Raw genomic sequence first — 12,893 nt, forward strand, 5'->3', positions numbered from 1 at the left:
GGATCGTAATCCGGTCGAGCTGCCAACGTTGGCAGGTCATAGCAGAACGTCAGATCGCCAACCACAACTCGCATCGGCCTGTGCCTCATCGCCTGCACGCCAAGCGCAGATGCGATGCTCCCGTCGATGCCAGCTAATCCCCTGTTCGCAAAAACACTCGCTCTTCCAGGCGCCCTCGCCGCAATATCAAAGGCTCTCACCGCATTCGATGCGCCTAACCACAGGTCTGTTCCCTCGGCCTGCCCCCAAATCTCTTCGGCCGTAGTGACGTGGTCAAGTTTTTCATCGCGACTATGTTGGTCGAGGACGCGATCAACTCGGGTAGCCGCATCCCTCCACGTTGCAAGCCACCGTTGTGCATCATCATCCCCCTCAGAACGGTCGGCCGCAGCGATGGAGGCAGCCTCAACCAGCCCGCGCACCTCCAGTGGCACCACGACCTCGACCTTGCCCCAGAGGTCCGTCCATTCATGGTGGTTTGCCAGTGCCACAATTCGCACATCAGGCCGTTGCAACAGCCTCATCACCTGGCGGGAAAGCGTTGGCTTTCCAAGCACAAGTATCTGCTCCACTTGCGCGCCGCACATCTCAATAACCCAGGGGGAATGCGGGATCCATGTCTCACAGTCACAGAGTCCCGACGTCGGTTCAGCAATCACAGGAATCATGCGCTCACCTGCTTGTTTCGTGAGTTCCCGCGCCGCCGCCAAGTCGCCCGGATCAACGCTGCCCGCGACCACAATGGTGGACAGTCCCGGCTGCACCAGCTCTTCCCAACGCGGAATCTGCGTGCCTGCTGCCTCACGTCCGAGGGCGTAGAGCGCCGGATTCTCACGTTCCTTCCCCTCGATCTGCCCCTCCGTGACAGCGGTGGCAAACGCAGAAAAGTCTGACGGCACCAGCGGGTCAGCTAAAGCAACATTTATGTGTACGGGACCACTACGCCCTCCCATGCCAAGTCCGCGCGCCAGCGCCCGCCACACCCGGTTGCGGACCCCTAAAGCATCAGAGCCCTCTGGAATGTCCACTCCAATGCAGACAGTTGACGAGAACATGCCGGCCTGGTGCGTTGCCTGCGAGGCCCCCACGCCAACCATGTGAAATGGTCGGTCCGCTGTGACCGCAATGACAGGTAGGCCCTGATGCCGCGCCTCTTCCAGTGCTGGGTGAAGTTCGGCGACAGCTGTGCCCGACGTGGTGATAACTGCGACCGGCACGCGTCCTCCCAGTGCCTGCGCCGCACCCAGAGCCCAATAGCCCGCGCCCCTCTCTTCAGCAAACGTGTGAACGTTGACCCGCCCGGCAGCTTCTTCCGCCGCCAGAACGTATGCGAAAGGCGCGTTTCGTGAGCCGGGGCAGTACGCAAACTCAGTTGCTCCCGAAGAGATCAGCGCACTCACAACCGCACGCGCCACTTTCAAACTAGGGGGCTCCATTAGGCTCACCTCTGCTCCTCCCCTTTTCGCAGGACACTAGCAACCCTCTCCAGGCGCTCGTGCCAAAGCTGCTTCACTGAACTCTCAACCTCATCCGCATGGGGGTTCAGTGCGGAGAGCGTCGCCACTTTCGCCTGCTCCACATCAATCTGTCCATCTACCGCAACAAGGGGCTCGGCAAGCACATCACCGACAAACATGGTGGCCGTGTTAAGTCCGCAGGCATGCTGAAGGTTCGGTAACGAGGCAGCAAGCGCCACCCCAGCGGCGATTCCAACTGAGCTGTCAAGGGCAGACGAGACAACAGTCGGAAGCCCGATCGCTGAGCCGAGCCTACGCGCCTGCGCGATTCCGCCCAGAGGGGCAACCTTCAGCACCGCAATGTCTGCTGCACTCATGTCGCGTACCGCTTGCGGATCATCTGAGCGCCGTATCGACTCGTCTGCTGCCAGGGGTACCCTTGTGTGGCTTTTGAGTTCCGCCAAATCCTCGGTTGAGCCAACGGGTTGTTCAGCGTATTCCAAGCCACCCAGCACTCGAGCCGCCCGGTTGAGAGCGTCAAGCATTTCCACGGCATCAGGAACACTCCAGCCCGCGTTGGCATCGATCCTGATCCGCGCCTCCGCACCGTGGTTTTCGTAGAGGGCACGCGCGACAGCCTCCACCCGCTCCAAGTCCTCTTCCAGCAGTTGGCCACGCTCGGCGACTTTAACCTTGGCTGTGCGACACCCACGCTGCTTCTCAACCCGTTGCAGCGCCTTCTTGACGCTGCAGGCCGGAATGGTCACATTGACGGGAACTGCGCCGCGGACCGCACGCGGGGTGGGAATGGTTGCAGATGCTATGCCACTTGCGAGCCACCGGGATGACTCCACGGCGCCGTAGTCCCAAAAGGGCGCAAACTCGCCCCACCCGGCAGGGCCCCGCAAGAGGATGCCCTCACGTCTTGTGATGCCACGGAACCGAATGTTCATCGGCAGAATGAATACTACGACCTCGTCAATGTCCCCAAGGGTCGCCCGCGCGTCGTCACTAAGCCAAGCCAAGGGGAGAGCGGAGAGACCGGGGCGTGGGTAAGTTGTCACCACCGAAGTCTATATAGTGAGCTCATGATTCTCATTGCTCTTCTGGCGGGTGTACTTGGCCTTGCGGGTTCTCTAGCGCTGCGTAGAGACACGGCCCGAGCCCGATCGCTGCGCAACTCGAAGGGTTTGGCAGACGAGCGGTTTATTCTCCTTGCACTACCCGGCGTCTCTCTGTTTCTTCTGGGAGCGGGACTCCTGGGTCTCATACTCCCAGGAATTGGTGGCGCACTGGGCAACGTCCTCGGCGTCCTCCTCGCGATCCCATGTGTCGCCATCATCGGGTTTGGCGCGTACCTGGCAATCCTGGGGTTTGGTTCGGGCCCGGCTCCCAGTTGGGCCAAGCCAAAGTCAGACCGTTAGTCAGCCGTGTAGATTGTCTTGGTCCGCCATCCTTCTGGCAGATTGAAAACGTACTCGACTTCCGGAGTTGGCCCGTAGAACCCGTTATCCGGCAGAGTGGGGTACTGCGTCCCAAACTCAAAGTGCCAAGGTTCAGGCCGCAACGTCCCAAAAGCCTCATGTGTTGGGTTTCGCCATCCGTAAGCGGGGCCGTTCTCAACCAGCCAGACTACCTCGGGATTCTCGTATGAGGTGTAGAGGTCAATGTCAAAGTCAACGGCCACCCCCCAACTGTGATTTGACGTTCCCGGCAGTGTTGTCATTTCGGGCGCGTTCTCATGCGCCCAGACTTGGTCGGCGTACGTGCGATACCCACTTTGGATGGCCAAATCATGGCCAAACTCCGCCTTGAAAGCCACGTTCAAACGCTCAAGGTTCGGGACCGTGGCGCAAAGCAAGCGGTAGGTAGGGGCCCAGGGAACGGGACAGAGTAGTGACTCATCAATGTAGCCATTCTCCGCCTTGGACAGATCTGGGAGGGAGGCTGCTATGCGCAAATCCTTCTCAGTCTGGAATGAGCTGCCAAAACCGCCTGCTATTAGCGCATCCAGCTCGTCGTCAGTAAGCGAACTGGCATCAATGCTGTCCGCGCCCAAGACCACTGCTCTATCCGTCACGGGAAGTGAAGCCAGTGCAGTTGCCAATTGCTGTGCTGCCGTTGCCACCTCGTCAACCGCGGTGGTCTTCACAGGGGCAACAATCCTTGAACTTCCCCTATCCTCAACAACATCGGCGGTGGGCACAGTCTTGATGTTCGTCGCCGCCGTAAAGAGTTGCCGAATTGGCGCCGAAGTTGTCCTGTAGGAGTCCACCAGTTCATCAGGAACGCCCTCGAGGACGAAAGCCGTTCCAGTGGCCTGCTCTGCTGAAGCAACTGCACTCTCCAGAGCCTGGAATGCCAGTAATGCCTCTTCACTGGAAGTGTCCCCCGGAGCCGTCGCAATGGCATCGATATTGAGGGAGTCACAAGTTGATTGCGCTGCGGAAATGACCGCTGCCTCCTGCATCTGCGGCGCAAACGTTACGACAACGGTCTGAGACCGGGTGGTGGCTGGCCTTTGCGCACTGTCGGAATGAGCATATGTTCCAACTACCCACGTGGCAGCGGTTATCACCAACGCAAAGGTAAGGGCACCCGCAACGAGTGCGGTGGACACCCTATTAGCAGCTGCCCGCCTGTAACGGCCCCGCCCGATTGCGTGCTGGGGCACAACACCAGGAGACTCAGATTTCTCCGAGGCCGAAGTCGGCTTGGTATGTAAGTGTGACAGAGGACGTCTAAACCAGTCTTGCACCAGCGCCCCCATTGCCGAAGTTCTCTCCCGACCCCATATCAGGGAAAGTCAAGCTTACATCGAACCCAGTGACCGAACCATGACTGCCTTGATGGTGTGGAGTCTGTTCTCCGCCTGGTCAAAGACGACTGACCGCGGCCCCGAGAACACTTCATCCGTGACCTCGATGCCTTCCAAACCAAACTCTTCAAAGACCTGCCTGCCCACGGTGGTATTGAGGTCATGGAAGGCAGGCAAACAATGCATGAACTTCGCATTTGGACCGGCAAGTTCCATGAGTGCCTCATCAACTCGGTAGGGCCTCAGCAGCTCTATTCGTTCAGCCCAAACGTCTTTGGGTTCACCCATCGAAACCCAGATATCGGTGTGGACAAAGTCTGACCCCGCAACCATATTGATGTCATCCGTCACAGTGATGGTCGCACCTGTGGCAACTGCGATTTCGTTGCCACGCTCAATAACTTCCGGGTCCGGCCACAGCTCGCGGGGAGCGACAATACGCACGTCGCATCCCAGGAGAGCGCCATTTATAAGTAGGGAGCGGCCCATGTTATAGCGCGCGTCCCCTACGTACGAATAGGTGATTTCTGAGAACGATTTCCCACCGGCATGCTCCACCATCGTCAGTGAGTCAGCCAGCATCTGTGTTGGGTGCCACTGGGCTGTAAGACCATTCCATACCGGAACCCCGGAGTCGGCGGCCAGGATGTTGACTTGGCTTTGATCGTCGCCACGAAACTCTATGGCATCAAAGAAGCGCCCGAGGACGTGGGCAGTGTCCGAGATGGATTCTTTGTGACCCATCTGGGATCCCTGGGGATCAAGGTAGGTCGTGGACGCACCCTGATCAGCCGCGGCCACCTCAAACGCACACCTCGTCCTTGTCGAAGTTTTGGCGAACACCAGGACAATATTGCATCCCCGAAGATAGTGGACCTCAGTTCCGGACTTCTTCTGCTTCTTCAAGATTGCGGCAAGCTCGATGAGTCGGTGCCAGTCACGCGGTGTCTCATCATCCTCTTTGAGGAGGTGGGAACCCGGCTTGAGGTATTCAGCGATGTCAGTCATGACGTCATCCTACGGGTTATCGTTGTTTACGTGAGCTCCTTAGAATCAGTTTCAGACACTTTCGATCCCTCGCGTTGGCGCCCTGTTCAGGGCTTCTCTTTTGGCGACATCACCTATCACCGCGGCATCTCGAGAGGTGAGAGTGATGGGGCGTCGGCCGGCGCTAGTCTGCCGTGGGTACGCATCGCATTCGATCGACCAGAGGTGCGGAACGCCTTCCGTCCCCAAACAGTCGATGAACTGCTGGTTGCGTTTGAGGACGCCCGAACTGACGCAAGTATTGCCGCGGTGATCCTGACAGGTAATGGACCGAGCCCCAAAGACGGGGGATACGCATTCTCATCCGGCGGAGATCAAAGGGTCCGAGGACGTGACGGGTACAAGTACTCGGTCCAGGTCCCTGGGAAGAGTGACATTTCGGAAACCGCCAAATCACCCTCCCAACCTTCGGATGGTGATTTGGGGGCAGTGGAGAGAGCCCGTGCGGGGCGGCTGCACATCCTTGAGGTTCAGCGACAGATTCGCACGATGCCAAAAGTTGTAATTGCAGCAATCAATGGATGGGCTGCGGGAGGAGGACACTCGTTAGGGGTGGTTTGTGACCTGGCAGTGGCTTCACGTCAACACGCCCGGTTCAAGCAGACCGACGCAGACGTGGGGTCCTTTGATGCGGGCTATGGGTCTACACTCTTGGCGCGTCAGGTGGGCGACCGCAGGGCACGTGAGATCTTCTTCCTGGCGCGAACCTACTCAGCTGAGCAGGCGGAACGATGGGGTGCGATCAACGAAGCCGTCGACCATGATGTCCTTGAGGAAACCGCAATCGAGTACGCCCGCCTGGTGGCGGGTAAGTCACCGCAGGCTCTGCGGATGCTGAAGTACGCATTCAACCTGGCCGATGACGGCCTGGCTGGGCAACAGCTTTTTGCTGGCGAAGCGACCCGGTTGGCCTACATGACGGATGAGGCTCGTGAGGGACGTGATTCCTTCTTGGAGCGTCGGGAACCTAACTGGTCAGCATTCCCCTACTACTTCTAGAGACTAGTAGCGGCTAATTACCTTGGTGCCCACGTTGGCCCAGTTGTAGAGATCCCGCGCGCTTGAAACCGGCATGTTCACGCATCCGTGTGAACCGGCCGAGCCCGCATCATACCCAAAGCTCGAACGCCAGTATGCGCCATGGGTCGCATATCCTCCGTGGAAATAGAGGATCCACGGGACATTCTCGGTTTCATACTTCGTGCCGTCGGCATTGTTACCGCGCATCGTCTGCGTGGGAACTTTTGCCCACACACTGTACTCGCCAGTGACCGTCGGCGTTGCTGGAGCTCCGGAAACCATGGGAGAAGAGAGGACGGGAGTAGCACCCTCATAAGCCGTAACTGTGTGCGCGGAGAGGTTGATATCAATCCACTTCTCTCCCGGAGCGGCCTGGTACGCCAGATTTTCAGCACCCGGGGCGATGAGTCGCTGTTCGGTAGCACGCGGCTCGACCACATACTCAATGACTCCTACGAAAGGCTCTGTGGATCCCATCGTTTGCACTATTGCGTCTGCCAGTGCTTGCCCGTTGTTCGCTACATAGCCGTCCGCACCCTCGCGGGCGGTCGACAGCACTGTGCCCTGAGCATTCACATTCTGCACCATGGGCTCCGAAGCAACATTCGTTTCCGCGGAATGCTCATCAACCCAGGCCTTCACCAAGGTTGGATCCAAGGTGGCAGCCAGAGACTGATCCTTAGCCTCAAACACTACCCACGACGCCTTTGTCGGTACATCTGCATCATGGCGGATCTCTTCGCGATCCAGCAGGGCAAGCTCAGTCTGCAACCACTGGTTTGCCTGATCAGCGGCCGCAGAAACCACCGCAGAATCATACTCGGGAGCCACTTCCACGACAGAAACCGCGATGGGTGTGAAGCTCATGGCTTTGGCGGCCCGGGTCACCTGATCGGCTAAGGCATCGAGGTCAACCTCAGAGCCAGATTCTGACGCACCGGCGACAAAGACCTGCTGGTCTGCGTCAAACGTGACCTGGCCATTGGCTGCCTCCCGAACCGAATCGCCTTCAAGCCCTCCTACAGCCACCTCGAGCTGCTTCTCATCAACCGTAACGACAGGTTCGATATCACGTGAGTCGAACAGCCCGCTGACACGGGTTATCAGACCCCTGTTCGGCGCAAAGGCTTCGTCAACCGTCTTTTCAACGTCAACTTGAATGCCTATGTCCGCAAGAGCAAACGTTGCGGGAGTGACTTCTCCCTCTAGCACCACTGATTCCTGGGCAATCTGAGCGTTGATTCCCTCAGTTGCCTGCTCACGAGTCATTCCTGAAATTGACTGACCTGCAATGGATGTTCCAGGAAGTGCGTGACTAGCATAAAAGACTGTGACTCCAGCAAAAACTGCAACCAGAAGGGCAAGCAAGCCAACAAGACCTGCAATAACGACTTTTTGCTTGGAATCAAACAGTTTCTTCATAACGCTTACATCCTAGCAATCCCCCATTTTTGGAGTCGATGGGATGTGCATTACGAACGTGCTGCAGATCATCTGAGACGGCGTCTGGACGGACCTACATGAGCGTCGATCTCCAGTTTCGGATTAGTGTTGCTAACTATGATGGTCCAGCTGCTCTCTACGTCTGATCGCGACGTCGCGGTAAACACGCTTGTCAAGCACATCTTTGCAGGACAAACTACCCTGGCCGTCTTGGATCAAGACAACGAGGTGCTGCGTAACCGACTCAAGGGCTCCACCCCCCATCGCCAAGTTGGCGGTGAGCAACCCCACGAACTCATCATCGCGACTTCTGGCTCGACAATGCAACACCCACACCTTGTCTGCCTCAGCACCGATGCTCTGCTTGCCTCAGCAGAAGCGACGAACAACGTCCTCGGCAGTCCGGGGCAGTGGATCACAACGCTCCCACTCAATCACATTGCCGGCATTCAAACCGTCGTCCGAGCAGCTATCAGCGGACACACTCCGATCCTTGCTCCATCGGGCAAGTTCAATGCCAAGGACTTCGCCCAGTTGGTCACCGAGGCGCGTGCGTGCACTCCTTCTTCTGTTCCTCTCTACACGTCCCTCGTTTCCCCCCAACTTCTTGCATGCCTCAATGAAGCACCGCAGGCATTGTCTTGCCTGGATTACGTCCTCGTCGGCGGGGGCTTCATAGACCCGTCCCTAACTGAGCGTGCCAAGCAAATTCGGGCCCGTGTCGTTCGTACGTACGGGATGACCGAAACTAGCGGAGGATGTGTTTACGACGGGATTCCACTGGAGTGCGCAACGGTGAAAATCGACTCTGACGGCATCATTCTCATTGCGGGATCCATGCTTATGAGCGGATACTTCGACGAACCCGCGCCCCTGCTGTACGAGGACGGTCAAGCCTGGTTCAGAACCTCTGACCTTGGGGAAATTGCCGAGGACGGAACCTTAAGAATCACCGGTCGCGTCGATGACATCATCAAATCCGGAGGTGTCAAAGTGAACCTACGGGCGGTAGAGGAAGCTGCTTCATCTCTGGGAATGGGCCGAGTTTGCGCCCTCGCGCTGCCCGACCCAATGTGGGGGCAACAGGTCGCGCTGCTGGTCGAACACGATGATGCGTTATCCCTTCCCCAGAGGGAAATGCGCGCCCGGCAGCTGCGCGAAGCGGTCCGCGGTAACCTTGGCAATGCCGCAGCCCCCAGGACGGTTGGGTTCATCAAGCAGATCCCACTCACATCCCTCGGAAAAGTGGATAGGACGTTGGCAAAGCAACAAATCAATGATTTGATTCGCCAAGGAGACGTGTGGCGACGTTAGATAAACCCATGGCTTCTGCAAAAGACTGGCTCGAGGGCGCACGACTGCGCACACTCCCCGCCGCGGCCGCACCCGTCCTCGTCGGTGGAGGTGCTGCCTTCAATCTTGGTGCGTTCTCAATAGGGAAATCCCTCCTCGCCCTCGGCGTCGCACTGGCCCTGCAAATTGGGGTCAACCTAGCCAATGACTATTCAGACGGAATTCGCGGTACAGACCAGGACCGGGTCGGTCCCACGCGCCTCACTGCAAGCGGGTTGGTTCCAGCCCGCCAAGTGCTTGCCTTCGCCCTCTTCACCTTCGGTGTTGCAGGTGTTCTAGGACTCGCGCTGATCGCTTGGTCCGGACACTGGTGGATGGTGGCCGTAGGCCTTGCTAGCGTCGGCGCCGCGTGGTTCTACACGGGAGGCAGCCGCCCCTACGGCTACATGGGGGTTGGACTGTCGGAACTGTTCGTCTTTGTTTTCTTCGGCCTGGTTGCAACCGTTGGCACGACTTACGTTCAGACCACTAACCTGCCGTGGTGGGTCTGGTGCGCAGCGAGCGGGATAGGGCTGATCTCTGTCGCTCTCCTTATGGTCAACAACATTCGCGACATCCCCACGGACTCCCAGGTCGGCAAGAACACCTTGGCTGTACGGCTGGGAGACGGGGCATCCCGTGTCGCCTACATGGTGATGATCGTCGGTGGTCTGCTACTTGGGGCAGTCGCACTTGCCGGTGCCGGGAGCACCTACTGGTGGCTCTTCGCGGCGGCGCTCCTGCTTGCTGGGCTACCTGGGGCAGTGACTATCGCCAAGGGCGCAAAGGGCCTGGCCCTATTGGGTTCCCTGCGGAATACCGGGCTTTATGCGCTTGCCTACGGAGTTCTTGTTGGCGCTGGCTTAGCACTGAGCTCCGCTATTTAGTGGGGACCGTTTAGAGTGGAGACATGGCACGCATCATGCTGGTGGTACTCGCCCTCGCGATAACGATTTACGCAATCTCTGATTGGGTATCTCGGTCACGCACGTGGACACCCGGCCGCGTCAATCGTTGGGTTTGGTTAGCCGTCATCGTGCTCATTCCGATAATCGGGCCTCTTGCATGGATCATCGTGGGGCTCGTTACCCGTGCGGAGCAGCGCAGAGTCAACACTTCTCCCGACTCAACCCCGCCTCGCTCTTCTCGTCCCGACGACAATCCCGAAGCACTTTCCGACCTTGCGGACCGCATCTCTCGACGCCAGCACCGGAGCCGTCCAGTTCGCAGACCCAACGATTCTCCTCAGATGCCGCCTTCAGACGAGGACGACGACACCAACCAGACGGGTGACGAGGACGAAGAGGACGCCTAGAAGCTCTGGCGAGTTCCACCCAGACTTATCGGCGCACCGCAGCCTTCGAGGTCCCCGGTGTCATGTCCTGAGCCGCCTCCAACAGCGCCAGTGCTGGCTCTTCATAGTTCCATCCCACAAGCACGTCGCCGTCAAACGTCAGCGACGTCAATGAGGCAAGTGAACACTGCCGGTTGAGGGGATTATGGGAGAGCGGTTTGCCATCCAAGAACCTCTGCACCATGACGACCGGCATCTGGTGCGACACCAGTAGTGCTTCGTGACCCCGGGCTTCCTCAACCGCTGAGGCCACCGCTGAGCTCATGCGCCTCGCAATGACCTTGTAGGGCTCCCCCCATGAGGGCTCATGAGGACGGGTATAAAGATGCCAGTTCCTTGGGTGTGCAAGCGCCCAGCGGTTCTTGTTGATCTGGCGCCCTTCAAACTCTGATCCGGCTTCGATAAGCCTTGGATCCGCTTCAACCCGCAGCCCATAGGCTTTCGCGGTTGGCGCTGCAGTCTGCTGGGCCCGAAGCAGCGGTGAGGCGACGACATGGGTGATGTCAGCACCTTCTGCAACTAGGAACTCAGCAACCGTCTGGGCCATCTCCTTGCCCAGAGTTGTTAGCCCAAACCCCGGCAGGCGTCCGTAGAGCACTCCATCTGGGTTATCAACCTCGCCGTGGCGCATCAGATGAATGGTCGTGAAGCTCATTGACTGCTACTTCCCTTGCTCTAGTTGGTTAGGCATCCAGAAGCCACGCTGTTGTCTCACCCGGCAGACGTCCATCCTCAAGTGGGCGCGAGGAAAGAAGGAGGTCTCCGTCAGGCAGATCCACAGCATCCTTTGAGAAGTTCATGATCACCCGCCAACCGTTGGGCCGCACAAACTGCAAAACGTCCTCGGACCCAGTTTCTTCCCAGGTCAACCGCTCTTCAGTCAGCAGCCTCTTCCGTAGAGACAAGGCCTGCCGATAAAGGTTCAGGGTAGAGTGCGGATCCTTATCTTCCACGTCCACCGCGTGGTCTGCAAACCACGTTGGCTGAGGGAAATGTGGCGTTTCAGAACCGAAGCCATAGCCTTGAGCATCCGCCACCCAGGGTAGGGGTACGCGGCAGCCATCACGCCCAATATCGACCCCTGGACTACGGAAGAAAGTGGGGTCCTGACGGTCCGCATCAGCGATATCGCCAACCTCGTGCAAGCCCAGCTCTTCTCCCTGATACAGGTAGGTGGCTCCAGGAAGCGCCAAAAGCAGCATTGTTGTCGCGTCGGCCCGGCGATTGCCCTGCTCGACATCAACGTCAGCTAGCAGACCACCGTCGAGAAGCCACTTCTGACCCACAACGGACTCTTCGCCCTCGAGCAAATCTGGCAGACCATAGCGAGTAGCGTGACGAACAACGTCGTGATTGGAAAGAACCCATGTCGTTGAAGAGTCAGCCCGAGCCGCCAACTCCAAGTTGTAATCAATGATCTCTTTGAACTGGGGAGCGTGAAAATCGGCGCGCAGTAGGTCAAAATTAAACGTCTGCCCGAGCCCCTCAATGCTGGCGTATTTGGCACGCCTCTCAGGATCTTCCACCCAGGCTTCTGCCACCGCGACGCGCGGGGGATCATAGCGGTCAAAGACCTTACGCCACCCCCGGTAGACGTCATGCACCTCATCCCGATCCCACACCGGATGTGTGCCATCCCAGGGCAGCTTTTCCATCTCTGCCCAGGTGGGAAGCGGATCAGGCCCAAAGATGACCGCCTGGTCCTTGACCAGAGAGTGGGCCACATCGATGCGGAACCCGTCGACACCCCTGTCCGACCAAAACGCCAAGACGTCCTCAAACTCTTCACGCACCTCAGGATTGTCCCAGTTCAGGTCAGGCTGCTCCGGCGCGAAGGTGTGCAGGTACCACTGGCCGTCCGCAAGCTGATCCCACTGCGGTCCCCCGAACATTGAGATCCAGTCGGAGGGGATTTGCTCATTCCCGTCCTCGTCAATTCGGCTGTCCCTAAAGATGTAACGATTACGAGCAGGGGACCCCTTGGGTGAGTTAACAGCCTCCTTGAACCAGACATGCTGGTCGGAGGTGTGGTTGGGAACGATGTCGACAACGACGCGAATTCCGGCCTCATGCAAGGCTGCCGTCATCTCATCAAAATCTGCAAGCGTCCCCAGCTCCGGTGCGACATCACGATAGTCCGCGACGTCATATCCGCCGTCCGCTAGTTCCGAAGGATAGAAAGGACTGAGCCAGACAGCGTCAATCCCCAACTCCTTCAAATATGGCACCTTCTCAGTGATCCCGCGAATGTCTCCCAGACCGTTTCCATCGAGGTCGTAAAACGACCTCGGATACACCTGGTAAACCACCGCCTGACGCCACCATTGAGCGTCGGGAACATCCACAGGAACCAACTCTTCAAACTTCGAAGGAAGCGGCAATGAAGGCATTGAGGCACGACCCTTTCACGTAGGCACTCGGT

Annotated in this window: 12 protein-coding genes; 5 read left to right on the top strand and 7 right to left on the bottom strand. The window is 58.3% G+C overall.

Features of this window, described 5'->3' with window-relative positions; genetic code table 11:
* The coding region (gene menD / locus IDL90_RS09770) for a 2-succinyl-5-enolpyruvyl-6-hydroxy-3-cyclohexene-1-carboxylic-acid synthase (protein ID WP_187995247.1) at nt 1–1,436 on the bottom strand (1,436 nt) is incomplete at its 3' end.
* Nucleotides 1,437–1,441: 5 nt separating this feature from the next.
* Complete coding sequence (locus IDL90_RS09775) at nt 1,442–2,521, bottom strand: o-succinylbenzoate synthase (protein WP_187994377.1); 1,080 nt, start codon at nt 2,519–2,521, stop codon at nt 1,442–1,444.
* Between the two features lie 24 nt (nt 2,522–2,545).
* Here IDL90_RS09775 and IDL90_RS09780 point away from each other — a divergent pair, with 24 nt between their 5' ends.
* Nucleotides 2,546–2,881, top strand: a complete 336-nt coding sequence (locus IDL90_RS09780; protein WP_182141863.1) for a hypothetical protein — start codon at nt 2,546–2,548, stop codon at nt 2,879–2,881.
* Here the strand turns inward: IDL90_RS09780 and IDL90_RS09785 are convergent.
* Together IDL90_RS09785 and argF are read right to left on the bottom strand one after the other, a co-directional pair.
* Nucleotides 2,878–4,077, bottom strand: coding sequence for a D-alanyl-D-alanine carboxypeptidase family protein (locus IDL90_RS09785; RefSeq protein WP_187994378.1), 1,200 nt, complete (start codon nt 4,075–4,077; stop codon nt 2,878–2,880). The two genes, IDL90_RS09780 and IDL90_RS09785, sit on opposite strands and share 4 nt — an antisense overlap.
* Before the next feature lie 192 nt (nt 4,078–4,269).
* A complete protein-coding gene (gene argF, locus IDL90_RS09790; RefSeq protein ID WP_187994379.1) occupies nt 4,270–5,283 on the bottom strand; it encodes an ornithine carbamoyltransferase in 1,014 nt (337 codons plus the stop codon).
* Between the two features lie 30 nt (nt 5,284–5,313).
* Here argF and IDL90_RS09795 point away from each other — a divergent pair, with 30 nt between their 5' ends.
* The gene (locus IDL90_RS09795) at nt 5,314–6,321 is read left to right on the top strand and encodes a 1,4-dihydroxy-2-naphthoyl-CoA synthase (protein WP_182141860.1); all 1,008 of its coding nucleotides are present in this window, start codon (nt 5,314–5,316) and stop codon (nt 6,319–6,321) included.
* A 3-nt stretch (nt 6,322–6,324) separates the two neighbouring features.
* Here the strand turns inward: IDL90_RS09795 and IDL90_RS09800 are convergent, their stop codons facing one another.
* Nucleotides 6,325–7,764: a L,D-transpeptidase family protein gene (locus IDL90_RS09800; RefSeq protein ID WP_182141859.1), complete on the bottom strand. Its 1,440-nt coding sequence runs from the start codon at nt 7,762–7,764 to the stop codon at nt 6,325–6,327.
* A 138-nt stretch (nt 7,765–7,902) separates the two neighbouring features.
* Between IDL90_RS09800 and IDL90_RS09805 the strand changes: the two genes are divergently transcribed.
* Genes IDL90_RS09805 through IDL90_RS09815 form a run of 3 tightly spaced genes read left to right on the top strand, consistent with a single transcriptional unit; the run spans nt 7,903 to nt 10,432 of the window.
* Nucleotides 7,903–9,099, top strand: a complete 1,197-nt coding sequence (locus IDL90_RS09805; protein ID WP_182141858.1) for an AMP-binding protein — start codon at nt 7,903–7,905, stop codon at nt 9,097–9,099.
* A gap of 8 nt (nt 9,100–9,107) precedes the next feature.
* Nucleotides 9,108–10,004 (top strand): 1,4-dihydroxy-2-naphthoate polyprenyltransferase, encoded by an 897-nt coding sequence (locus IDL90_RS09810; RefSeq protein WP_187994380.1) that lies wholly within the window; start codon nt 9,108–9,110, stop codon nt 10,002–10,004.
* A gap of 23 nt (nt 10,005–10,027) precedes the next feature.
* On the top strand, nt 10,028–10,432 hold the full coding sequence (locus IDL90_RS09815; RefSeq protein WP_187994381.1) for a PLD nuclease N-terminal domain-containing protein: 405 nt from the start codon (nt 10,028–10,030) through the stop codon (nt 10,430–10,432).
* 25 nt (nt 10,433–10,457) lie between these two features.
* Here IDL90_RS09815 and IDL90_RS09820 read toward each other — a convergent pair whose 3' ends face one another.
* Together IDL90_RS09820 and IDL90_RS09825 are read right to left on the bottom strand one after the other, a co-directional pair.
* Nucleotides 10,458–11,126, bottom strand: a complete 669-nt coding sequence (locus tag IDL90_RS09820; protein ID WP_187994382.1) for a histidine phosphatase family protein — start codon at nt 11,124–11,126, stop codon at nt 10,458–10,460.
* Nucleotides 11,127–11,154: 28 nt separating this feature from the next.
* Nucleotides 11,155–12,861 carry a glycoside hydrolase family 13 protein gene (locus tag IDL90_RS09825; protein WP_187994383.1) on the bottom strand — a complete coding sequence of 569 codons (1,707 nt, stop codon included), beginning with the start codon at nt 12,859–12,861 and terminating at the stop codon, nt 11,155–11,157.
* Nucleotides 12,862–12,893: the final 32 nt, after the last annotated feature.

The sequence above is a fragment of the Schaalia sp. JY-X159 genome (assembly GCF_014525425.1).
Classification (GTDB): Bacteria; Actinomycetota; Actinomycetes; order Actinomycetales; family Actinomycetaceae; genus Scrofimicrobium.